Origin of the sequence: Patiriisocius hiemis, from assembly GCF_031846325.1 — a bacterium.
Lineage (GTDB): Bacteria > Bacteroidota > Bacteroidia > Flavobacteriales > Flavobacteriaceae > Patiriisocius_A > Patiriisocius_A hiemis.
The window spans coordinates 857131-881440 of sequence record NZ_JAVRHZ010000001.1 but is presented as its reverse complement, the minus strand read 5'-3'; the positions used below and the strand labels follow the sequence as shown (position 1 = coordinate 881440).

25 protein-coding genes are annotated in these 24310 nt (G+C 33.4%); 6 read left to right on the top strand and 19 right to left on the bottom strand.

The genetic code is table 11. The annotated features are described in order from the left end of the window. Positions 1-77: 77 nt before the first annotated feature. From RM538_RS04195 to RM538_RS04140, 12 genes are all read right to left on the bottom strand, one after another. The gene (locus tag RM538_RS04195; protein WP_311332140.1) at positions 78-311 is read right to left on the bottom strand and encodes a DUF6095 family protein; all 234 of its coding nucleotides are present in this window, start codon (positions 309-311) and stop codon (positions 78-80) included. After that, positions 298-1116, bottom strand: coding sequence for an N-acetylmuramic acid 6-phosphate etherase (gene murQ / locus RM538_RS04190; protein ID WP_311332139.1), 819 nt, complete (start codon positions 1114-1116; stop codon positions 298-300). Before murQ ends, RM538_RS04195 begins: the two co-directional genes overlap by 14 nt. A gap of 25 nt (positions 1117-1141) precedes the next feature. Next, positions 1142-1948, bottom strand: a complete 807-nt coding sequence (locus tag RM538_RS04185; protein WP_311332138.1) for a DUF4249 domain-containing protein — start codon at positions 1946-1948, stop codon at positions 1142-1144. A gap of 2 nt (positions 1949-1950) precedes the next feature. After that, a complete protein-coding gene (locus tag RM538_RS04180) occupies positions 1951-4311 on the bottom strand; it encodes a TonB-dependent receptor (RefSeq protein WP_311332137.1) in 2361 nt (786 codons plus the stop codon). Between the two features lie 85 nt (positions 4312-4396). After that, on the bottom strand, positions 4397-6625 hold the full coding sequence (locus tag RM538_RS04175; RefSeq protein ID WP_311332136.1) for an NADP-dependent isocitrate dehydrogenase: 2229 nt from the start codon (positions 6623-6625) through the stop codon (positions 4397-4399). A 557-nt stretch (positions 6626-7182) separates the two neighbouring features. Then, entirely contained in the window at positions 7183-7533 is a 351-nt protein-coding gene (rplS, locus tag RM538_RS04170; protein WP_311332135.1) for a 50S ribosomal protein L19, read from the bottom strand. Between the two features lie 108 nt (positions 7534-7641). Continuing rightward, complete coding sequence (locus tag RM538_RS04165; protein WP_311332134.1) at positions 7642-8523, bottom strand: RluA family pseudouridine synthase; 882 nt, start codon at positions 8521-8523, stop codon at positions 7642-7644. 2 nt (positions 8524-8525) lie between these two features. Next, the gene (gene trmD, locus RM538_RS04160) at positions 8526-9200 is read right to left on the bottom strand and encodes a tRNA (guanosine(37)-N1)-methyltransferase TrmD (RefSeq protein WP_311332133.1); all 675 of its coding nucleotides are present in this window, start codon (positions 9198-9200) and stop codon (positions 8526-8528) included. Continuing rightward, positions 9200-9694: a tetratricopeptide repeat protein gene (locus RM538_RS04155; protein ID WP_311332132.1), complete on the bottom strand. Its 495-nt coding sequence runs from the start codon at positions 9692-9694 to the stop codon at positions 9200-9202. The genes trmD and RM538_RS04155 overlap by 1 nt, the downstream gene beginning before the upstream one ends. A 41-nt stretch (positions 9695-9735) precedes the next feature. Further along, the gene (locus RM538_RS04150) at positions 9736-10179 is read right to left on the bottom strand and encodes a GNAT family N-acetyltransferase (RefSeq protein WP_311332131.1); all 444 of its coding nucleotides are present in this window, start codon (positions 10177-10179) and stop codon (positions 9736-9738) included. A 68-nt stretch (positions 10180-10247) separates the two neighbouring features. Continuing rightward, entirely contained in the window at positions 10248-11696 is a 1449-nt protein-coding gene (locus tag RM538_RS04145) for a glyceraldehyde-3-phosphate dehydrogenase (RefSeq protein WP_311332161.1), read from the bottom strand. A 155-nt stretch (positions 11697-11851) separates the two neighbouring features. Beyond that, positions 11852-13258 carry a trypsin-like peptidase domain-containing protein gene (locus tag RM538_RS04140; RefSeq protein WP_311332130.1) on the bottom strand — a complete coding sequence of 469 codons (1407 nt, stop codon included), beginning with the start codon at positions 13256-13258 and terminating at the stop codon, positions 11852-11854. A gap of 133 nt (positions 13259-13391) precedes the next feature. Here RM538_RS04140 and dapF point away from each other — a divergent pair, with 133 nt between their 5' ends. From dapF to RM538_RS04120, 4 genes are all read left to right on the top strand, one after another. After that, on the top strand, positions 13392-14168 hold the full coding sequence (gene dapF, locus RM538_RS04135; RefSeq protein ID WP_311332129.1) for a diaminopimelate epimerase: 777 nt from the start codon (positions 13392-13394) through the stop codon (positions 14166-14168). Next, positions 14168-14689, top strand: coding sequence for a GNAT family N-acetyltransferase (locus RM538_RS04130; protein WP_311332128.1), 522 nt, complete (start codon positions 14168-14170; stop codon positions 14687-14689). The genes dapF and RM538_RS04130 overlap by 1 nt, the downstream gene beginning before the upstream one ends. Positions 14690-14707: 18 nt before the next feature. Then, entirely contained in the window at positions 14708-15757 is a 1050-nt protein-coding gene (mltG, locus tag RM538_RS04125; protein ID WP_311332127.1) for an endolytic transglycosylase MltG, read from the top strand. Between the two features lie 159 nt (positions 15758-15916). Beyond that, on the top strand, positions 15917-16567 hold the full coding sequence (locus tag RM538_RS04120) for a peptidoglycan-binding protein LysM (protein WP_311332126.1): 651 nt from the start codon (positions 15917-15919) through the stop codon (positions 16565-16567). Positions 16568-16575: 8 nt separating this feature from the next. On the opposite strand, the gene RM538_RS04115 is transcribed toward RM538_RS04120, so the two are convergent. Genes RM538_RS04115 through dnaA form a run of 4 tightly spaced genes read right to left on the bottom strand, consistent with a single transcriptional unit; the run spans position 16576 to position 20635 of the window. Continuing rightward, the gene (locus RM538_RS04115) at positions 16576-17289 is read right to left on the bottom strand and encodes an SAM-dependent methyltransferase (protein ID WP_311332125.1); all 714 of its coding nucleotides are present in this window, start codon (positions 17287-17289) and stop codon (positions 16576-16578) included. 1 nt (position 17290) lies between these two features. After that, the gene (locus tag RM538_RS04110; RefSeq protein ID WP_311332124.1) at positions 17291-18673 is read right to left on the bottom strand and encodes a PQQ-dependent sugar dehydrogenase; all 1383 of its coding nucleotides are present in this window, start codon (positions 18671-18673) and stop codon (positions 17291-17293) included. A gap of 44 nt (positions 18674-18717) precedes the next feature. Continuing rightward, positions 18718-19170, bottom strand: a complete 453-nt coding sequence (locus RM538_RS04105; protein ID WP_311332123.1) for a low molecular weight protein-tyrosine-phosphatase — start codon at positions 19168-19170, stop codon at positions 18718-18720. Positions 19171-19207: 37 nt separating this feature from the next. Next, positions 19208-20635 carry a chromosomal replication initiator protein DnaA gene (dnaA, locus tag RM538_RS04100; RefSeq protein ID WP_311332122.1) on the bottom strand — a complete coding sequence of 476 codons (1428 nt, stop codon included), beginning with the start codon at positions 20633-20635 and terminating at the stop codon, positions 19208-19210. Between the two features lie 207 nt (positions 20636-20842). Here dnaA and RM538_RS04095 point away from each other — a divergent pair, with 207 nt between their 5' ends. After that, entirely contained in the window at positions 20843-21241 is a 399-nt protein-coding gene (locus RM538_RS04095) for an acyl-CoA thioesterase (RefSeq protein ID WP_311332121.1), read from the top strand. A 13-nt stretch (positions 21242-21254) separates the two neighbouring features. On the opposite strand, the gene RM538_RS04090 is transcribed toward RM538_RS04095, so the two are convergent. From RM538_RS04090 to ribD, 3 genes are read right to left on the bottom strand one after another with little or no spacing between them, the layout of a single operon-like run. Then, positions 21255-21866, bottom strand: coding sequence for an IMPACT family protein (locus RM538_RS04090; protein WP_311332120.1), 612 nt, complete (start codon positions 21864-21866; stop codon positions 21255-21257). Beyond that, positions 21863-22738 (bottom strand): EamA/RhaT family transporter, encoded by an 876-nt coding sequence (locus RM538_RS04085; RefSeq protein ID WP_311332119.1) that lies wholly within the window; start codon positions 22736-22738, stop codon positions 21863-21865. The genes RM538_RS04090 and RM538_RS04085 overlap by 4 nt, the downstream gene beginning before the upstream one ends. After that, the gene (gene ribD, locus RM538_RS04080; protein ID WP_311332118.1) at positions 22735-23784 is read right to left on the bottom strand and encodes a bifunctional diaminohydroxyphosphoribosylaminopyrimidine deaminase/5-amino-6-(5-phosphoribosylamino)uracil reductase RibD; all 1050 of its coding nucleotides are present in this window, start codon (positions 23782-23784) and stop codon (positions 22735-22737) included. Before ribD ends, RM538_RS04085 begins: the two co-directional genes overlap by 4 nt. A 40-nt stretch (positions 23785-23824) precedes the next feature. Between ribD and RM538_RS04075 the strand changes: the two genes are divergently transcribed. Next, a complete protein-coding gene (locus RM538_RS04075) occupies positions 23825-24310 on the top strand; it encodes a GNAT family N-acetyltransferase (RefSeq protein ID WP_311332117.1) in 486 nt (161 codons plus the stop codon).

The window sequence follows — 24310 nt, the reverse complement described above, 5'->3', positions numbered from 1 at the left end:
ACATATTAAGGATTTGTATGTTGAAAAAAGGAATATCCAGGAACTACGTTATGTGTTCAAGTACCTATTGTGTACAATTAGAAAATAGCTTTCAATATTAATTTTAAGCCCTTAAATATTAAATAAATAGTTGCTGCCATTGCAATAATTCCCAACGGGAGAAACACATAAAGAGGAATTGTTTCTTTGTTTAAAAAAGCAAAAGTTAAAATATAGGTAGTAAGGACTAATAGGGGAATTGAAAGAGCCATTCTTTTAATTCCCATTACTAATAGCTTCTTGTTAGTAAACTTTTGTTTAGGTTCTTTCATTGTATGCTTTAACGGCATTTCTTACACTTCCGTGTTTTTTTAGTAAAAATTCGGCTTCATCTTCTTTTATATCTAATGCTTCCATTACCATTCGAGTACCGCGGTCAACCAATTTGTTATTGCTAAGTTGCATATCCACCATTTTGTTCCCTTTTACCTTTCCTAATTGAATCATAGCGGTTGTTGATAGCATATTTAATACTAACTTTTGAGCAGTACCAGCTTTCATTCTAGAACTACCAGTTACAAATTCTGGCCCGACAACAACAACAACTGGGAGTTGCGCAGTTTTTGCGAGTGGACTTCCTTCATTACAAGTAATACAACCTGTAATAATTTCATTTTTATTGCATGTTTCTAGAGCACCAATAACATAGGGTGTAGTACCAGAAGCAGCAATACCAATAACTAAATCTTTTTTTGAAACATTAGACTTCTGTAAGTCTTTCCACCCTTGTTTGGTATCATCTTCAGCAAACTCAACGGCTTTTCTAATAGCACTATCGCCACCTGCCATTAACCCAATTACCGTATCATGAGAGACCCCAAAAGTAGGAGGGCATTCACTTGCATCAACAATACCTAATCTTCCACTAGTTCCCGCTCCCATATAAAAAATCCTGCCTCCATTTTTAAGAACTTCAGAAGCTTTTTTAGCTAAAGCAGTTATTTGCGGTAGTGCTTTTTCAACAGCAAGTGGTACTGTTTTATCTTCGGTATTAATATGTTGTAAGATTTCTGAAACTTCCATCTTTTCTAGATGATTGTAAAGAGAATCTTTTTCAGTTGTTTTAGTAAAACTCATTGGCTAAAGATACAAAAGACTAGTTTTATTCTATGGTGTATTGAAGTGTCGAAATTTGTGAAATTCTAAAATAACCTAATGGAAAATTCTCAGGATTGGTTTGATTTACAATGTTTCCACGTACAGTTGCTGGTTGTGTCTCAAAAGGGCCATCACTCTGATCGGAGCTTTGCTGTAGTAGAGTGAACATAAAGTTATAAAACTGTTCATCTACTCCATAAAGCGAAAATAAAACTTCATCTCCGGGCTCTAAATCTTCTACAAAATAAAAGCCAAAAATTTGATTTCCATTAAAAAACTCATCATTAAAAGTGTCTACCATAAAGCCTTTATCCGAACTACCTTGAAATAAATAAAAGTTTTCTTCTTGTGCTGGGTCTGTAAAAAAGGCTTTAAGCTCAATGCTTTCATTATCAAAACCACCATTATCATCTTGCTCTACAAATTCTAATGAGACAACTGGTTTAAACTGTTCTGTAGCAGTATAAAGCTCTCCATTATAATTAATTTGTAATGTATATTCTTTTTCAGGATTAATAATTAATGGGGCATTATAGATTCCGTTTTGGAACAAATCCAACTCTGTTATTACACCATCTTCATCAATAACAATAACTTCAGCATTATTTACAAAAGTGTCTTGATTGTTAAAAAATGGTTTTGTAAGACTAAGCTCAACTCTAGCTTGTGTTTGTTCTCCAATTTCAGAAACATTAAAACTACCCTCTACCACTAATCTAGGTTCACTATCATTTAAATCAACATCAATAGCTTCTTCACAAGAAGTAAAAACAAATAAGAAGCAAACAACTAATAACACATACTTCTTCATAGTTAAAATTTAAAGTTATACGTTACCGAAGGAATAATACCAAAAATGGATAGTCTTACTGCTTCATTTCTATTTACGTCTGTATTTTCTCTAAAAGAGATAGACGCTGCATTCATTCTATTATATACATTGTAAATACTAAATACCCACTCGCTTTTCCATCGTTTTGTAGAGTTTGGTTTGGGTGTCCATGTAGCTGCAATGTCTAAATGATGAAAATCTGGTAATCTACTGCTATTTCTGGCTTCATAAACAGGCACTACAACATTGTTATATTCGTATTGCCCATTTGGGAATGTAGTAGGTTGTCCTGTTTGATAAATAAAATTAGCACTAAAAGACCATTTATTACTAAGCTCATATTGCCCAGTAATACTAATGTCATGTGTTTTGTCCCATGGAGAGTTGTACCAAGCTCCATTATTAATACCAGTCTCTAAAGGAGTTCTTCCAGGTGTTCGTTGTTCACTTCTTGACAAGGTGTAAGCTACCCAACCCTGTAGCTTTCCTTCCGTTTTTCTAAATAAAACCTCTAGACCGTAGGCTCTTGCTTCTCCAGATAATAATATTTGCTCTACTGCATTGTTTGCAATAAGGTCGGCATCATCAACATAGTCTAATCTATTTTGTACTTTCTTATAAAAGCTTTCTACTTCAAGCGAATAGTTTTCAAATCGCTTAAAATAGCCAACAGCCACTTGGTCTGCTACTTGCGGCTCAATATATTTTCCGCTAGGAGCATAAATATCAAAAGGAGTAGGAGAGGTGGTATTACTAATAAGATGAATGTATTGTGCTGTTCTGTTATAACTGGCTTTTATAGATGCATCATCATTTAATTGATAGGAAATAGCAAAACGGGGTTCTAAATTTGCAAATGATTTCATAGTTTCACTTTTTTTAAATGAAACAGTATCAATGGGTGTTGCCTTTTGATAGATTTCTAAATCCTGATTAAACAATAACGGGTTGTTGTTTTCGTAAATGTTTAGTTCGTCTTGTCCTAATCTATTAAAAGTAGAAATTCTAAGCCCAGCTTGTACTGCTATTTTTTCTGAAAGTTCAAACTCAGTGTCAAGGTAAGCAGCATTCTCAAAAGCATATTTATCTGTTAATTTAAAAGGGTTTATTCCAGATGTAGGTGTGGTGGGATTTATATCTCCTGGGTTAAATTTATAATAGATGCTATTTAACCCATATCTAAGTTCTACATTATCTGAAAGGAAATGAGTAAAATCATATTTTAAGTTGAAGTTTGTTATGCCACTATCAAAATCAAATTCTACAAAGGAGAGTTCTAATCCATAAAAATAATCTGTATAAATTAAAGAAAGATTGCTAAAGAGTTTATCTGAAAACAGATGATTCCATCGTAAATTAAAAGTTGAATTACCAAAACTATTAGAAAAACTATCGGCAATAGTAAAGACATCTCTGCCAAAATATCCAGATAAATAAAGCCTATTATTTTTGTTAAGGTTATAGCTTAGTTTTGTATTTAAATCATAAAAGTAAGCAACATTGTCATTGTCTAGTAAAGGCAAAAATAAATGTGCGTAGCTACTTCTACCACCAATTAGAAAAGACGCGGTATCTTTTTTTATAGGCCCTTCAAGTAATAACCTACTTGCAACAGCACCTATTCCACCTTGCGCTCTTAACTGTTTTTTATTACCGTCTTTTTGATATATGTCTAATACAGAAGAAACACGTCCGCCGTATCGAGCAGGAATGCCTCCTTTGTATAATGTTACATCTTTAATAGCATCTGGATTAAATACCGAAAAGAAACCAAATAAATGAGAGGAATTATATAGCGTTGCTTCATCAAGTAAAATAAGATTTTGGTCTGCGGCACCTCCACGAACATTAAAACCACTAGCGCCTTCACCAGCATTTGTAACTCCTGGAAGTAAAGTGATAGACTTAATAACATCTGTTTCTCCCAATACCACAGGGATTTTTTTTATGGTATTAATAGAAAGTGTGTTCACACTCATTTGAGGTTTTCTAATATTTAGCTTTTCTATATCAGCTTTAATAACTACCTCATTAAGTTGTTGAGTGTCTTCCGTTAGGCTAATATCTTTTTTTAAGTTTTTGTCTAATTGTACGGTAAATTGTTGTGTAACAAAACCGACGTTACTAATGTAAAATTCGTATTCTCCTTCTGGTAAGGTAATAGAATAATAACCATACTCATTGGTAATAGTTCCGGTCTGTAGCGAAGGTATGAGAACATTAACTCCAATAAGGGTTTCACCAGTTGCAGCTTCAGAGATAATACCGCTTACAGTAAATTTTTCTTGTCCCCAACTTAGTATACTTCCGAAGAAAAGAAGGAAACAAATTATATTTTTCAAAATCAATTTTTTTATAAATGTACGTACTAACAACGTACTAAAAAAGCCTTTAGTTTTATCTAAAGGCTTTTAAATTTTGTTTGTTCTACTTTATTTCTGAAAGTATAGTATTTAATGTTTTGCTAGGTCGCATTTGTTGTTTTGCTAATGCTTCGGTTGGTTCATAATATCCGCCAATATCAACAGGGCTACCTTGTGCAGCATTTAATTCTGAAATGATAGTTGCCTCTTCTTGCTGAAGTTTTTCAGCAATAGGAATAAATCTATTTTTTAAAACTTCATCTCTATCTTGAGTTGCTAATGCTTGAGCCCAATACATAGCAAGATAGTAATGACTTCCTCTATTGTCTAGCTCATTAACTTTCCTTGAAGGAGATTTACTGTTTTCTAAGTACTTTTCAGTTGCTTCATCTAGAGCTTCTCCCATAATTATAGCATTATTGTTCTCGTACTTTTCGCCTAAATGTTCAAGAGAAACACCTAGTGCCAAAAACTCTCCTAAAGAATCCCAACGTAGATGGCCTTCTTTCATAAACTGTTGTACGTGCTTTGGAGCGGATCCTCCAGCACCAGTTTCAAATAACCCACCTCCATTCATTAGAGGAACTATAGATAACATTTTTGCGCTTGTACCTAACTCTAGTATTGGAAATAAATCTGTCAAATAATCTCTTAAAACATTTCCAGTAACAGAGATAGTGTCTTTACCTTCTTTTACTCTACTTAGTGTGTAAGTAGTTGCATCTGCTAATGGAAGAATTTTAATTTCAAGCCCATCGGTATTGTGTTCTTTTAAGTATGTTTCTACCTTTTTAATAAGCTCTGCATCATGTGCTCTGCTTTTATCTAACCAAAATACTGCTGGACTACCCGTCGCTCTTGCTCTAGTTACAGCCAATTTTACCCAATCTTGAACAGGTAAATCTTTAACTTGACACATACGCCAGATGTCTCCAGCTTCAACAGTATGTTGCATTAATGTAGTACCGTTTTGGTCAATTACACTAACTGTACCGCTTGTGGGGATTTCAAAAGTTTTATCGTGAGAACCATATTCTTCAGCTTTTTGTGCCATTAAACCTACATTAGGTACTGTACCCATAGTAGTAGGGTCAAATGCACCATGTTTTTTACAAAAGTCTATTGTTGCTTGATATAAAGCTGCATAGCTACTATCTGGTATTACTGCTTTTGTGTCTTGTTGGTTACCGTCTTTGTTCCACATTTGCCCAGAGGTACGAATCATTGCAGGCATAGAGGCGTCAATAATTACATCACTTGGTACGTGTAAGTTAGTTATTCCTTTATCGCTATTCACCATTGCTAAATCAGGATTAGAATCCATAATAGAAGCAATATCATTTAAAATTTCACTCTTTTTGTCTTCTGAAAGTGTTTCAATTTTTGAAACTAAATCTCCAAAACCATTATTTACATCTACTCCTAATTCTTCAAAAGTTGTATGGTGCTTATCAAATAATTCAGCAAAATACACTCTAACAGCATGTCCAAAAATAATAGGATCACTTACTTTCATCATAGTTGCTTTCATATGTAATGAAAACAAAATCCCTTTATCATTAGCATCTTTTACTTGTTCTTGTAAAAAGGTTATTAATGCTTTCTTACTCATATACGTAGCATCAATTATTTCACCTTTAAGTACAGGAACACTTTCTTTCAGCACTACTTCATTACCTGCATTGTCATTTAAAATAATTTTTACTGAACCTGCTTCAGAAATAGTAACAGATTGTTCGTTGTTTCTAAAATCTCCTGCATTCATAGTCGCTACATGTGACTTAGAAGAGCTATCCCATGCACCCATTCTATGTGGGTTTTTCTTTGCATAATTTTTTACTGCTTTAGGTGCTCTACGATCACTATTTCCTTCCCTAAGTACTGGATTAACAGCACTTCCTTTAATTTTGTTATAAGTAGCTTGAATGTTTTTTTCTTCCTCTGTTTGTGGGTCTTCTGGATAATCTGGGATTGCAAACCCTTTGGTTTGTAGCTCTTTAATTGCCGCAGTTAATTGTGGAATTGATGCACTAATGTTAGGTAATTTTATGATGTTAGCTTCTGGAGTTTTGGCAAGTTCACCAAGTTCTGCTAGTGCATCATTTACACGCTGTTCCCCTTTTAAGTACTGAGGAAAGTTTGCTAGAATTCTTCCTGCAAGTGAGATATCTCTAGTCTCAATGGCAATATTAGATGGGTTTGTAAATGCCTCTACAATAGGTAAAAAAGAATAGGTTGCTAGTGCAGGTGCTTCATCTGTTTTTGTATAAATAATTTTAGCGATTTTACTCATTTAGCGTGTCTTTTTATAGTGAATTATGTCAAAAAAATTGAAGTGCAAAGATAACGATTTACGTGCCTTTATAAAAGAGGAAGGGGGTTATATTTATGTAAAAAGAAAAGCCATAATTCTGTATTGCTACGAAAATTATGGCTTCTTGTGAAACATATCTTTGCCAACCAATCTTTACGATTTAAAAGTGAGTTTATTAAACCCTCACGGTTGTGATATATTTCTAGGGATATTCTTGTTAATATATCGAGTACATAACTAAAAGCTATTTTACTTCGCAAAAAACAAATCCCAAACTTTTTTAATTTATACTAACAACTATAAAAGCGTTAGTACTTAACAAATGTAAAAAAGTCTATAAAGAACGTTACTTTATTTATCTCACATGACTTTTACATCACTATCGATAGTGCTAATGTAGTATAGAAATCTAATAAAACAACTTTTTTAATTGCTTATATATGAACAACTTATAAACCTAGCTTATTAACAATTGTTTATAACAAAAAAAGCAACTCAAATTGAGTTGCTTTTTAAAAGTTATCTTGAGAAATATATTATTGTTTTTTCTCTCTAATTCTTGCTTTCTTACCAGTAAGACCTCTAAAATAGTAAATACGTTTTCTACGAACACTACCTGTCTTATTGATTTCAATTTTTTGTATTGTTGGTAAGTTAATTGGGAAGATACGCTCTACACCTACAGTACCAGACATTTTTCTAATAGTAAAAGTTTGTGATGTTCCAGTTCCTCTAAGTTGTATTACAACCCCTCTGAAAAACTGTGTTCTAGTTTTATCACCTTCACGGATTTCATAGTACACGGTAATAGTATCACCCGCACTAAATTTTGGAAATTCTTTTTTTGTTACAAATTCGTCTTGTACAAATTTAACTAACGACTCCATTGTTTCTTTTTTAAAAGTTTTATTTACAACAACATACACGGGTATCGCCAGAGGTTGGGGTAAAATCGATTGCAAAAATAAACAATTTTATGAGTGTGACAATCTTTTTTATTGTTTTTCCATGTTTTTGAATAGTGTAGAAAACTTTTTTGGCAAATTTGTCTCAATTAAAACTTTCTGTGAAGTTATTGGATGATTAAATGCTAGACTTGAAGCATGAAGATACAACCCATTTCCAAGCCCTTTTTTTCCTTCTATTCCATATTGATTGTCACCTAAAATTGGCGAGCCAATGCCAGATAGGTGTTTTCTTATTTGATGCTTTCTACCGGTTTTAGGCACAATCCTTACCAGGTTTAGACTATTATACTTGTTGGACTTTTTTGTTTCTAAACATTCAAACTCAGTATAACTTTCTTTACCTCCAATCGTAGTATTTATAGTTCCAAGTTTAGGAAGGTTGTGAATTGTTACCGCATGATAAACTTTATCAATTTTTTTATTTTCAAACAGTTTATTAAGCTGAATTACTATACTACTTGTTTTACCAATTAGTAAACAGCCGCTAGTTGGGTAGTCTAATCTATGAATAGGCTCTGGTCTTTTTAAAGCATCTTTTTGAGAGCTAAGCTTTAAAGCCTTTGGTAAAGCATTCTCAATAGTAAACTTTTTGTTCCCGCTTACAACCAAGCCTGCTGGTTTATATATAACTGCTAAGAAGTTGTCCTCATAGAGTATATTTAAGGGTAAATCTATGGTTGGTTTTTTTGATATCGAAGTATCCTGAAAAATGGTAACACATTCTCCACCTTTTATAAAATCTGAAGTATAAGCCTTTTCTCCATTGAGGGTTACCAAGCCATTTTTAATTGCTTTTTTAAATCCTTTTCTAGAATGTATTGTAGAAAATGTGCCTGCTGGAATATCAGAAAGTCTAATGTTAGATTTCTGTTCTGGGACTACAATAGATTCGCGCTTTAAGAGGTGCATTTTTACTCCAATAAATCTGGTCTCCTTTTTTTGGTACGTTCAATAGCTTGCTCTTCACGCCATATTTCAATGTTCTTTTTATGACCACTTAATAGAATTTCTGGGACTTTCCAGCCTTTATATTCAGAAGGTCTTGTATATATAGGCGGTGCTAATAAATCATCCTGAAAACTATCAGTTAAGGCACTTGTTTCATCTCCTAATACACCAGGTAGTAATCGTATTACTGTATCACATAGAACAGCTGCTCCTAACTCTCCACCACTTAATACATAGTCGCCAATAGATAGTTCTCTAGTTATAAAGTGATCGCGAACACGTTGGTCTACTCCTTTATAATGTCCACATAGGATAATGATGTTTTCTTTAGTAGAGATTGTATTTGCAATACCTTGATTTAAAGTAACACCATCTGGTGTCATGTAAATCACTTCATCGTAGTCTCTTTCACTTTTTAATTTAGAAATACATTTATCTATAGGCTCTACCATCATTACCATTCCTGCTCCACCACCAAACTGATAATCGTCAATTTGCCTATACTTATTGTTGGCATATTCTCTTAGATTATGCATATGTATTTCTACTAGCCCTTTTTCTATGGCTCTTTTTAATATAGAGGCCTCAAAAGGACTTTTGAGTAATTCGGGTAGTACTGTTATAATGTCTATTCGCATTAAAATAAATCTTTTTTAGACTTACACCTTTCTATAGAGCTTTTTGCTCTATCTACAACAGACTTATCTATGGAGTTTCTTCCAGCTTTTTTGTAGTGCTCTATTGCTTCCTCTAGTTTACCTTGTTGTTCATACATAATAGCATATTCATTAAAAATGGTAGATTTCCTAATACCAGGGATGTTTATAGCTGTATCTAAAAGCTCTTTCAGTTCATCATATTTGTTTAGGGTAGAAAGCAGTACAGCATAATTATAATAAATAGCTGGGTACATTGGGCTTTTTTCTAGACAAAGTTTATAGAGTGTCTCACCTTTTTCAAATTCTTTAAATTTTACTTCGTACAAGTACCCCAGATGGTTATATGTCTTACCAAAATCTGGGTCTATTTCAATCATTTTTTCTAAGATGTTTGAGGCATCTTCATATTTTCCATTTTTTATTTGAAGGTTTGCCTGATCCAGCATTTCTTCCATTTTTGTAAGATGATCCATAATACACTATTTGTTTACACGTAAATTTACTGAAAATTAGCTTACTTAATTTCCCATGTATAGTGAAAAACTTTATTGTCTCTTTTCCAGCCTAATCGTTCATAAAGTTTTTGTGCAGGATTGTCATAGTCTGTTTCTAGTGTAAGCCCACGACTGTGATTTGCTATTGCAAATTCTTTAGCTTTATTCATTAATGCTTCTCCAATACCTTTTCCTCTTGCTTTTTCTAAAACATATAAATCATTCAAAATATACGTGCGTTGCATTTTTACTGAAGAAAAGCTAGGGTATAACTGAGTAAAGCCGAGTCCGTTCTCATTTTCGTCTAGAGCAATAAATATTATAGAGTCTTTTTTGCTGAAACGTTCAGTTAAAAAAGTACGAGCAGCTTCAATGTTTGAAGGTTGCTTATAGAAAGCTCTATATCCATCAAATAATGGAACCAGTTGGTTTAAGTTTTCTGAAGAGGCTTGAATGACTTTCATACCTGTTTTTTTAAAAGAAAACCCTTTTCATATGAAAAGGGTTTATTAATTATTTATCTTAATTACTATTAATAATAAGTAAACCTTCTTACTTTACTTATGTATTTAGCAAGTCTTATTACTTGGTGGCTATAGCCATACTCATTATCATACCATACATATAGCACAACATTTTTGTTATCACCAGCAACAATTGTTGCATTGCTATCAAAAATTGATGGAGCAGAAGAACCTACAATATCGCTTGATACTAATTCATTATTAATGGAATACTTTATTTGTTCCACAAGATCTCCTTCAAGAGCATATTTTTTCATAGTAGTGTTTAATCCATCTACTGATGTTTTTGCTTCTAACTCTAGTTTTAAAATAGCTAGAGATCCATTAGGTACAGGAACTCTAATAGCGTTTGATGTTAGTTTACCTTCAAAAGTTGGTAAAGCTTTAGACACAGCTTTTCCTGCTCCGGTTTCAGTAATTACCATATTTAAGGCAGCTGCACGACCACGTCTATATTTTTTATGCATATTGTCAACCAAGTTTTGGTCATTTGTATATGCGTGTATGGTTTCTAAATGACCTTGGACTACACCAAAACTGTCTTCAATAGCTTTTAAAACTGGAGTTATAGCGTTGGTAGTACAAGATGCAGCAGAAAAGATATCTACCTTTTCAGGGTCGTAGTCTTTGTGGTTTACACCGTGTACTATATTAGGCACTCCCTTACCAGGTGCTGTTAATAACACTTTTGATGCTCCATTAGGAACTAAGTGTCTAGCTAATGCTTCATCATCTCTGAAGGCTCCTGTATTATCAATAACTAATGCATCTTCAATACCATACTGTGTATAGTCTATATCTTCTGGTTGATTGGCAGAAATAATATGAACTGTAGTACCGTTAATTATTAAAGCACTATTCTCAAAGTCCGCTCGTACTGTCCCAGGAAAATCTCCGTGAACCGAATCGTATTGTAATAAAGAAGCTCTTTTTTCTAAAACACTCTCTGTAATAGCGCCTCTTGTTACAATTGCACGCAATCGCATTTGATTACCACCGCCAGTACGTGTCATTAATTCTCTAGCTAATAAACGTCCAATGCGACCAAAACCATAAAGTACAATGTCTTTAGGAGTGATGTCTTGGCTTGCTTTAGCGTCTTTTAATTTATCGCTAATAAATGCCATTGCATCATTATACTTATTGTCCTCTAGATGGTACTCATAAGTTAATTTACCGATGTCTAGCTTTGCTGGTGGTAAATCTAATTTTTGGATTGCTTGTGCAATCTCTACAGAATCAAAAATAGAAATTGGTTTTTGTACAAACTCGCCAGCATATTCATGCAAGTTTAAAATTTCACTTACGTTACAATCAATTAATTGATTACGAAAGAGAACAAGCTCAATTGACTTATCATACCATAAGTCACTTACAATTTTTATAAATTCTACAGATGCTTTACGGCGGTCTGTTTGAAAGGACAGTTCTTTTTCATAAACGTCATCAAAATTCATAGGTGTGTTGTTTTTTGCATTGCTAGGCAAGGCTTGGTTTAAAATTTTTTGCAAAAGTAATTATTTTCAATCGTATTCGTTTGTTTTTTGGTGTAAAAAAACTGCTCTTTCAAAAACTTTTGAAAGAGCAGTTGTCAAGTTCAGAGAAAAATCAATTACCTGAAAATGAATGAGTTTAGTTCTCCATTGCTGTCTATAAATGTTACCTTAATAGGGTCGTTGTAGCTTCTATTATTCATGATGCTTTTTACATCATCTATAGTAGAGACTTTCCTGTCATTTATTTTAGTAATAATGGCTCCACGAAGGCTTCTGTTGTATCGACTCATGTCTTCGGTGATGGTTTGTGTGATTTCAACACCGTTTTCAACACCTCTTTGCTTAAGGACTTCTTTATTTGTGTTTTTTACTTCTAGCCCTAAGTCTTCAATTTGATAGGTTTCTAACTTGAATAATGTTACGGGTATAACTTTGGTATTTCCTTCTCTAGAAACAGTAACTTCAACTACATCATTAGGTCTTTTAGAGCCTAGATAACCAGTAAGATCAGAGAATTTACCAATTTTGTAACCATCTATTCGTTTAATAACATCCCCTTCTTTTAATCCACTTTTATCTGCGCCACTTCCTTTTTCAACTCCTCCAACATAAACTCCTTCTGTTTCATTAATTCCAATTTCTTCGGCATTTTTAGAGTTAAGGTTACTTCCTCTAATACCTAAAATAACACGCTGCACATTTCCAAACTCCATGATGTCTTCAATTACCTTTCTGGCATTGTTGGAAGGTACTGCAAATGAGTATCCTACGTAAGACCCTGTCTCACTAGTAATGGCTGTATTAATCCCTACTAACTCTCCTCTTGTATTAACTAAAGCGCCACCACTATTTCCTCTATTAACTGCAGCATCGGTTTGAATAAAAGATTGTGGATTTCCGTCGAACTCATTTAGATCTCTAGCTTTTGCGCTAATTATACCTGCAGTCACAGTTGAGGTTAAATTAAATGGATTACCAACAGCTAATACCCATTCTCCAATTTTTATATTGTTTGAATCTCCAAAAGGTACGAAGGGTAATTTTTCATCTGCATCTATTTTTATTAAAGCGATATCTGTTTTAGGGTCTGTTCCTATTAATTCTGCTTTAAAAATTCTATTGTCATTGAGAGCTACTTCTAATTCTGATGCATTCTCAATAACATGATTATTTGTTATAATGTACCCATCTGGAGAGATGATAACTCCACTTCCTGCTCCTACCATGGCTCTAGGGGTGCCACCTCCATAGAAAAACTCCATGATATTAGAAGGTTGCTTGCTTATAGTTGTATTTTTTACGTGTACAACGGCATGTACTGTTTTATCTGCAGCTTCAGTAAAATCAATACCAGCGTTAGCCGCTACCATTTTACTTGAATAATTTGTAGGTATAAATGAGTTTTCTTCTTGTTGAGGAATAAAAGCAGTTTGGCTGTTTTTGTTAGATAACAGCGAGTATCCTCCTAATGTTACTGCACTTGCAATAAGTGCTACAATAACTAACTTGATGTTTTGCTTCATGGTCTTCAAATTTTAATTCATTAGTATTAACACTTTTAAGACGAGAATTAGTATACAAAGTTTCACACTTTAACGTCCATTTAACAGCATTATTTAGTTGATAGCCAAACAGGCTTTTGGTATCTTTGCTGTTGTGAAATTATCTTTTTATAAATATCAAGGAACGGGTAATGACTTTGTATTAGTCGATAATCGTCAATTAAAATTCCCCAAAAACGATACCAAACTAGTAGAACAACTCTGTAACCGAAAATTTGGCATAGGGGCAGATGGGTTTATCTTATTAGAGAATAATGATAACTTTGATTTTACTATGGTTTACTACAATGCAGATGGTAACTTAAGTAGTATGTGTGGTAATGGAGGTAGATGTATTGTGCATTTTGCTAATTACCTTGGCATTATTAATAAGAGTACCACTTTTGAAGCTATAGATGGAGTTCATGAGGCTACAATAGAAAATGCAACGGTATCTTTAAAAATGAATGACGTTTCAACAATTACAGAAAATGATTCGTATGTATTTCTCGATACAGGATCTCCACATCATGTCCAATTAGTTGAAAATGTTACCCAATATGATGTTTTTGGCGAAGGAAGAAAAATTAGAAATGAGGTATATGGTAGGGAAGGAGCTAATGTAAACTTTGTTACTCCTTTAGGAAATGACATTTTTTCAGTTAGAACCTATGAACGAGGAGTAGAAGATGAAACTCTTTCATGTGGGACCGGAGTAACTGCAGTAGCATTAGCAGTTTATAAAAAGGGATTAGCAAATAGTAGTCAAATACAATTAAATACGCCTGGAGGAGTTTTAAAAGTGTCCTTTACAAAATCTGAAGCGGGATATTCTAATATTTACCTTATTGGTCTTGCAACTCAAGTTTTTGAAGGAGTACTAAATATATAATGTTACAAACTGAAAACATATTACTACGAGCCTTAGAGCCTGAAGACTTGTCTTTTCTTTATAAATTAGAAAACGACTCAACTATTTGGGAAGTTAGCTCTACTTTAACTCCCTATTCTAAGTTTGTATTAAAAGATTACCTAGCAAACTCTCATAAAGACATTTATGAAGTAAAACAATTACGTTTAGTTATTGTTTCTATTATTACTTCAGAAACAATTGGGTTTATTGATTTGTTTGACTTTGATCCTAAAAATAGGCGAGTAGGAGTAGGAATTATTATAGCTTCAGAAGAAAATAAACAAAAAGGGTATGCTGCTGAATCGCTATCTTTAGTAATTGATTATGTATTTAATCAATTATTAGTACATCAAGTGCATGCTACAATCACAGATAGTAATATTGCAAGCATTGGCTTATTTGAAAAGTTAGGCTTTAAAAAGTATGGCGTTAAAAAAGATTGGTTAGCAACCAAGGGTGAATATAAAGATGTATTCTTGTATCAATTAATTTCAGAATAAAACTTAGTTAACCATATTATGAGTTCGTACATTAAAAAAATATTAGTTACTATTTTATTACTTGGAGTAGTGGCTATGGCAGTATTTTCTTGGTTTATCTACCAAACTATATTTAGCCCTAATACTGCTTTTAATAATGAAGAGGCACATGTATATATATCGACAAATGCCAACTTTAGTGAAGTTTTGCAAGATTTAGCACCTTTATTAGAAGATATTTCTGCATTTGAAACTGTTGCTAGAAAAAAAGAATATCACAACAATATAAAACCAGGGCACTTTATTATAAAAAAAGGAATGAATAATAACGATATTGTTAATACCATTCGTAGTAAAAATATTCCTGTACTTGTAAAATACAATAACCAAGAACGCCTTGAGAATTTGGCTGGACACTTGTCTAAACAGCTAGATGCAGATAGTTTGTCATTTTTACAAGCTATGAGAGACTCTGTTTTTTTGAAAAAATCAGGGTTTACGCCACAAACAGCACTCGGGATGTACATCCCTAATAGTTATGAGGTATATTGGAATACTTCACCAGAAGCTTTTCGAGATAAAATGTTAACTGAGTACAATCGTTTTTGGAACATAGACCGAAACAATAAAGCCAATGCAGTAGGCTTATCAAGAGACCAAGTAATGGCATTAGCATCCATTGTTCAAAAAGAAACGGCTAAAGTAGAAGAACGACCTCGAGTTGCGGGCGTTTATATTAATAGAATTAATAAGGGAATGCCATTACAAGCAGACCCTACTGTAATCTATGCCAAGAAACTAGCTGAAAATGATTTTAATCAAGTAATTAAAAGAGTATTGTATAGAGACTTGGAAATAGATTCAAAATACAATACCTATAAATTTACTGGTGTTCCTCCAGGGCCTATTTTCATGCCAGATATATCTGCAATCGATGGAGTACTAAATTATGAGAAGCATGACTACTTTTATTTTGTTGCAGACGTAACAAATTTCGGTTATCACAAGTTTGCAAAAACACTTTCGCAACACAATCAAAATAAAAAGGCATATGTTCGTTGGGTAAATGAAAATGGAGTAAATAGATAACTGTTTGTTTTACAGTTTGTTAACAAAAATAAGTTAATAAATACTATCTATTGTTTTTCTTTAACATTATTTAACTATTTGATTTTCATATTATTATAATTTGTTGTATATTTGCGCGCTGAAAATGAGGGGTTGTTAATGCCTCCAAATTTCAAAAAAATGAAGCAAAACATTATACAATTTGTAGCCGTTTTAGTTGTTACTATAGTAGTTGCAACAGGCTTTACGTACAAGAAACAAGTAGATTTATCGCACTATAAAATTGCAGATGACTCAGATTTGTTTTTTTATGTTCCTAATGAAGATGAAATTATTTTATCTAAAGAAGAAATATCTCCTTACAGCTTATTTTTAGGTAAATCTTATGTTGGTTTTAAAGAGGCTTTAGGTTTTAAAGAATCTAGAGGCAATTATTCAACAATCAATACATTTGGTTACTTAGGGAAATATCAATTTGCAAGAACGACTCTACAAATGATTGGGGTTTATAACCCAGACCTATTTTTAGCAGATTCAGAATTACAAGAAAAAGCGTTTAGTGCCTATACTTCTCGTAATAAGTGGATACTAAGAAAAGATATTAAAAGGTATGTTGGTAGAAATATTGGCGGTGTAAAAATTACTGAATCAGGGATTTTAGCTGCTGCACATCTTGCAGGTGCTGGAAATGTAAAGAAATATTTAAGGAGTGGTGGAGCAATTGCTTTTAGCGATGCCTTTGGTACTTCTATAAAACATTATTTGCGTAAGTTTTCTGGTTACGATACATCACACATAATACCAAATAGAAAAGCAAAAGTGCTTTTATAAATAAAATATTATCTCTGTATTATAAATAAAGTGGGTCTCTTATTGAGATCCACTTTTGTTTTTTTCCAAAGTTTAACGGGTAGTGTTTTTATATATTCTGTAGGTAAGGTAATATCACAAGCAACACATACTTGGGTGTCATCATGTAAGCTTGCCATTAAACTTTCTAACATTTGGTTGTTTCTGTAAGGCGTTTCAATAAAAAGTTGAGATTGGTCTTTATCTAGTGAAAGCTTTTCTAACTTTTTTATTTCAGTTTTTCGCTCACGCTTATCAATCGGGAGATATCCATTAAATGCAAAGTTTTGACCATTAAACCCACTTGCCATCATAGCTAAGAGTATAGATGAGGGGCCTACGAGAGGGACTACTTTTATGTTGTTTCTGTGTGCTTCAGCAACGAGCATTGCACCGGGGTCTGCAATACCTGGGCATCCAGCATCACTTATAACTCCAACATCTTTCCCTTCAAAACAGGGAGTTAGCATTTGCGGAATCTCTAACTCATTGGTAAACTTATTAATAAGCTGAAACTCTAAATCTGGTTGTGATTTTTTTGGATCTACATTTTTAATAAAGCGCCTTGCTGTTTTTTCATGTTCAACAACATAATGGTTAATATGCTCAATTGCTTTTTTAACTAATAATGGTAATACTTCTAGAGGAGAGGTGTCTCCTAATGTACAGGGGATTAAATATAAATTTCCTCTAGATTCTTCCATATTATTTTACCACAAGTTTTTTTACAATGTTATGTCCTGTAACTGTTTTTACATTAACTAAGTAGAAACCGGCATTTAGTTTATTTGTACTAATTTTTTTTTGAGATAGGTTAAGGTTACTTTCAGAAAAAACCAAGCTTCCCTTAATATCAACAATAGTAATGGTGTCTATTTTGTTGTTTTGAAGTTTTAGTGTTACACTTTCTGAAGCTGGATTAGGAAACATTTCAAAAGCTTCTAAATCATTTTCTTCCACTCCAAGTTCTTCAGGTTGTCTTACTCTTGAAATACCGCCAGTAATACTTACAATATATAATTCATTATTAACATCTTCTCCAAAGGAAACCCATGACCCTCCAAAGGTTCCATGCTCTATTAAGTTTCCATTTTGATCTACTGTACCTATAAGGCCGCTACATACATCTGAGAAAAAGTATAACCCTACAAAATCCGGATATTCTGTTCCTCTATATACATTCCCTCCAGTTATTGAACAATTAGCTGTGTTACTAGCAGAAGAGTATTCTGCAATTGGAAATGTTAAGTCAGCTACTGTTGGACAACCAGTCGTATTAAATGGTTGTGATCCTTCATAACATCTCCAGCCATAATTTAATCCTGCATCGGTAATAGCTGCTCTATCAATTTCTTCAACTTCACCCTGCCCTACATCTCCAATCCAGATATCTCCATTGGCACTATCAAATGAAAATTTCCAAGGATTACGTAGCCCGTAAGCCCAGATTTCTTGTGCATCACTACTACTACCGGCAAAAGGGTTGTCAGATGGTATACTATAATTGTTAGTTCCAGAAGGGTTGTCTACATCTATTCGTAATAACTTTCCAAGTAAGAGCGATGTGTTTTGTGCTCTATTTCCAGGGTCTCCACCACTACCACCATCTCCAGAAGAAATATACAAGAAGCCATCTGGACCAAAAGCAAGGCAACCTCCATTATGATTTGAGAATGGTTGATCAAAATCTAAGAATGGTAGTTCGGAGTTAGGGTCTGCAAGATCTGGATTATTTGGATCTACTGAAAATCTTGAAATTTGAGAATCTCCATTTGGTTTTGTGTAATACACATAGAAGAACCCATTATTAGAATAGTCAGGATGAAAAGCAAGTCCTAAAAGTCCGCGTTCTCCACCACTAGAAATTTGTGTAGAAATATCTAAGAATAAATCTGGATTAACACCTCCATTGGGTTGCATTATTTTAATACGACCTCCTTGTTCAACAACAAAAAGGCGTTCGTCTCCTGCATTTTGTAGATTTACAGGATTGTTAAATCCATCTTGAATAAGGTCTAATTCTATAAATTGACTTGTAGCTACACTTACCGAAAAAATAAGTAATAGCGTTGTAATAACTCTTTTCATGGCTTTTTTTTACTAATGTAACAAAAAACTAGCTATTTTTCTGGTTAGAGGCGCTTTGCAATTTTTTCACAAGCCTCGTCTAGCATTTTGTAAACATTTTCGAAGCCTTGATCTCCTCCGTAGTATGGGTCTGGCACATCTACTTTCTCACCAGGAAAGATTTCTTCCAGTATGAGTTGTACTTTTTGTTTTTCATCTTCAGAGGTGGCAAGCTTGATGACATCGTTGTAGTTAGAGTTATCCATTACAAAAATGTAATCATAAATTTCAAAATCATATGTAGAAAATTGTTTTCCACGTTGATCTGTAATATCAATTCCATTTTTTTTGGCTATTGCAATACTTCTAGGGTCTGGTAAATCTCCAACATGCCACCCTCCAGTTCCAGCCGATGAAACATCTATTTTTTTTAAATCAACTTTAGATTTTAAAATTCCTTCTGCCAAGGGAGAACGGCAAATATTGCCAAGGCAAACCATTAATACTTTTGTTTTCATAGGTATAAAAAATCCCGCTCAAGGCGGGATTAAATAGTTATAATGTTAATTTTTTATTGAGGTCTTCAACATACTTTCTAAATTGCTTGTCGGTACTTGATAAATTATCTACTGTTTTACAAGCATGTAATACCGTAGCATGATCACGTTGTCCTATTTGTGAACCAATAGAAGCCAAAGATGCCTTAGTGAACTTTTTGGCAAAAAACATTGCCAACTGCCTTGCTTGTACAATATGTCTTTTTCTAGTCTTAGACTGCAGGGTCTCTACGTCCATCTGGAAGTATTCACTTACTACTTTTTGTATGTAATCTATAGATACTTCTCGCTTAGTGTGCTTAACGTAGTTGTCAACAATCTTTTTTGCAAGATCTATGGTAATATCTTTTTTATTGAAAGAAGAGTGCGCAATTAATGAAATAATAGCACCTTCTAGCTCTCTAATGTTGGTTTTTATATTGTTTGCTAAAAACTCAACAATATCTTCTGGCATTTCTACACCATCTCTATACAGCTTGTTTTTTATTATTGCAACACGTGTATCGTAATCTGGATGATTTAACTCTGCAGATAAGCCCCATTTAAAACGTGATAATAGACGTTGTTCTATATCTATCATATCTACTGGTGCTTTATCACTTGTAAGAATTACTTGCTTTCCATTTTGATGCAAGTGATTAAATATATGGAAGAAAACATCTTGTGTTCCTGCTTTTCCGGAAAGAAGCTGTATGTCATCGACAATCAACACGTCTATAATTTGATAGAAGTGTATAAAGTCGTTTCTGTTATTTTTCTTAACAGACTCTATATATTGTTGCGTAAATTTTTCAGCAGAAATATATAAAACCGTTTTTTCTGGATATTTATCTTTAATTTCAACACCTATAGCATGTGCTAAATGTGTTTTTCCAAGACCTACACCACCAAAAATAAGTAATGGGTTAAAAGAAGTACCTCCTGGCTTATTTGCGACTGCCATTCCTGCAGAACGTGCTAACCTGTTTGATTCTCCTTCTAAGAAATTTTCAAAATTATAGCTAGGGTTAAGCTGTGACTCTATCTTTACATTTCGAATCCCTGGGATTACAAAAGGGTTTTTTAATTCTGGACTTTTGTTTTTAATTGGGACATCAACTTCTTGTGACTTTACTTGCGATCTGTTTGAACTCGGTATTTTTTCAGTAAAGGGTTGCTTGTTTCCATAGGTGTTTTCCATCTTTATAATGTACACCAGTTTTGCTGTTTGCCCAAGCTCTTTAGTAAGTGCGACTTTAAGCAGTTTTACATAGTGCTCCTCCAACCATTCATAGAAAAATTTACTAGGGACTTGTATGCTTAACGCGTTTTCTGAAAGCTTTACTGCTTTAATGGGTTCAAACCAAGTTTTGTAGGCCTGCGAAGTGATATTATCTTCAATAAAAGACAGACAATTATTCCATACCGTTTCGGCAGTTTTACTCATGCTTAGTTTTAAATTATTAGTTAGTTAATTACAGACGGTTAAAAAAGCTAGAAAAGGAATGTTCCTAACATTTTCTTAACGTTACAAATATGTGAACAATTAATTGAAAAAAAAAATAGTTTTGCTATTGAAATTGTAGTTTTTTTTTTGCATGTTATGTTACTTTCAAATCTACAAATAATTTAACCTTTTAATTCCCAATTTATTGTGAAAGAAAATACGACAAAACTTAGAATTAGGTATGGTGAAACAGACCAAATGGGAATTGTTTACTACGGAAATTATGCGCAATTTTTAGAGCAGGGTAGAACCGAATGGCTCAGAGAACTGGGCTTTTCATACAAATGGATGGAAGCAAATAATATACACTTACCTGTTGTTAATTTAAATGTAAATTACAAAAAACCAGCGTATTATGACGATGTTATTACCATTACTACTAATTTAAAATCTGTCCCTACTTTTAAAATTGAATTTTACTACGAAATACATAATGAACAAAATCAACTACTTGTTACTGCCTCTACAGATTTAGTTTTTATTGATAGTACAACTCAAAAAATCAGAAAGGCTCCAGACTATTTGTTGAATAAATTAAAAGAATAATTAAACCAAAAAATTAAACCCTTTTTATTATCACTTTATAGGTGTTTTCAAAGAGTGAAAAAATACGCTCTGCATCTTTCTTTCTAACACTAATTTTAAAGATGCAATTGAGTTCCATTTTTTGGGTGAGTACTTTAATATTTTCATCCTTAATAATACGCATTACTGTATTCATTTCTGGATACTCAAAATGTAGTAAAAATTCTTCGTTAATAGTTCGCGTAACTATATTAGATTTTGAGAGTGCTAATTGTGCTCCAGTTTTGTAAGCTTGTATTAATCCACCAACACCAAGTTTTGTTCCTCCAAAGTAGCGTACTACCACAACAAGTACATTAGTAACATCAAAAGATTGTAATTGTCCATAAATAGGCATTCCTGCACTATTTGAGGGTTCTCCATCATCATTTACTCTGTAGGATTCGTAGTGTTTTCCTAATTGCCAGGCATAGCACCAATGTCTTGCATTGTAATGTTCTTTTTTTAGTGTTTCGATACAGCTTTTGGCTTCATCTTCAGTAGTAATTGGAAAAGCGTAGCCATAAAATTTACTACCTCTGTCTTTAAACAAAACTTCTGGAGACTTAGTGGTAATAGTTTTATAAGTGTCTTTTTCTTGACTCATATATAGTTTTCAATAGCAACAAGAATGATACTTGCAATAGCAAGGGCGATGCCTATCCAGTTCTTTTTAAGCAATTTCTCTTTAAATAATAAAATCCCAACTAGTGTTGATAGCATCACTATTGCTACATTGTTTACAGTAAAAATACCTGAACTTTCCAGCAAATTACTCCGTAAAGCTTGTACCAAAAAGTAAATCGAGAAATAATTAGGTATTCCTAAAGCAATCCCCCCTAAAATATTTTTAAACTGAAAAACAAACTTTCCTCTTATAGCTTGAATTGCTAATACAACGAAACCTATACATGCCGCCGAAGCAAATAGAGTTGCCGAAAATATAGGCACATCATTAACTGCTACAAATGCGTCTTCTATATACTTTATGCTGGTATCTATTATCCCACTACCTATAAATACTAGTAATGGAAAAATTAGGTTTTCTTTTTTAATAGTGATACCCTCTTTAGATTTTATAGAAGCGAGGTATACTGCAACAACAGCAAATAGTATCCCAGCTAGTTTAAAGCTTCCAAGGCTTTCTTTATAATACCAAAGCCCAAAAATAATAGGAACTATAAAACTCATTTTAGTAGCAACCGAGACAACTGAGAGCCCATTCTTTTGGGTTGTAATTGCCATAAGGTTAAAAACAACAATAAAAAGAATCCCTAATGCAATGGCATAATAAAACCAATCAAATGCTATAACTTCTGAAACGGCAACTGGCTTGTTAAAGGCAACTATACCACAAGTAGAGGCAACTACGTAATTTACAACAATTGCGTGAAGTGTATTTATGTTGTACTTGCTATACAGTTTAAAAACAACAAATATTAAAGTAGAAGAAAGAACACTTAATAGTAAAGCGATCATTGTGCTTTGTTTTTATAAATTTTTAAAACATCATTATTCATCTGTATAACCTTATTTTCAAAGCCCTTTAACTTTGGAGCTAAAATGCCATCGCCAAAAGTAGTACTTCCTATATAAACATGAGCTTCATCCCAAAAATTATCATTTATAAAATATTGAAGAGTGTTTGCACCACCTTCAACTATGACAGATTGTAAGTTGTATTTGTGTAAAATAGCACAAATTTGCTGGCTAGTTTTCATGCTGAAATCAATCACTTCATAAATTATACTATCTGTAGATTTTTTTTCTATCTCTGTAATAACAATCGTTTTTACCTTTCCGTCTAAAACCGAAGCACTTTCGGGAACCTTTAATTCTCTATCTATAATTACTCGAACTGGAGATGCTCCATGCCAATCTCTTGTGGTTAGACTTGGATTATCTTCGAGAACTGTTTTTGTGCCCACTAAAATTGCTTGTTCTTCACTTCTTGTTTTATGTACCCATTGCCTTGTCTCTTGTGTAGTAATCCAAACAGGTTCTTTTTTTGAACGATGTTCAGGTCGAGGAGCTATAAATCCATCTAAGGTTTGTGCCCATTTTAGAATTATATATGGACGCTTTTTAGTATGAAATGTAAAAAAGCGCTTATTAAGTTTGTCACAAGCATTTGAGAGGATACCTACTACAACATCACAGCCCGATTCTATAAGTTTTTTTATTCCCTTGCCTGAAACTTTTGGATTAGGGTCTGTACTTCCTATTACTACTTTTTTAAAACCTTTTTCAATAAGCAAATCAGCACAAGGAGGAGTTTTTCCAAAATGACTACAAGGTTCTAACGAAACATACATAGTGGCTTCTTTCAAAACCGATGCATCCTTTACCGAATTAATGGCATTAACTTCTGCATGGGGTTGGCCTGCTTTATAATGCCATCCTTCGCCAATAATAGCATTATTATAAACTATTACAGCACCTACTAATGGATTAGGGTAAGTACTTCCAAGTCCATTTTTGGCAAGTTCAATGCAACGAGACATGTATTTTTCGTGTATCTTCACACTATAAAATTAAGTTGCAAAAATACGAGTTAAAAACTAGATGAGTACACCAATTATTCGTCCTATAGAAAAAAAGGATAACCAAGAAATTGCCGAGGTAATTAGAACAGTTCTTATCGAACATGGAGTCCCAAAAGTAGGTACTGCTTATGCAGATAAGGCTTTAGATTGTATGTATGAAACTTATGATAAAGAGCGGGCTATATATATGGTTGTAGAAGAGGATGGAAGATTAATTGGTGGTGCTGGTATTGCACAACTAGATAATTACGATGGAAATGTATGTGAGTTACAAAAAATGTACTATTTAGCTGAAGCTAGAGGAAGAGGTATTGGTTCACAAATGATGCAACAATGTTTAGAAAAGGCAAAGAAATTTGGTTTCGAAAAATGTTATTTGGAGACAATGCCCTACATGAAAGCAGCACAAAAACTTTATGAACGAGTGGGCTTTAGTTACATAGATGGTCCTATGGGTGATACAGGACATTTTTCCTGCCCAGTACACATGCTTAAAGATTTGTAG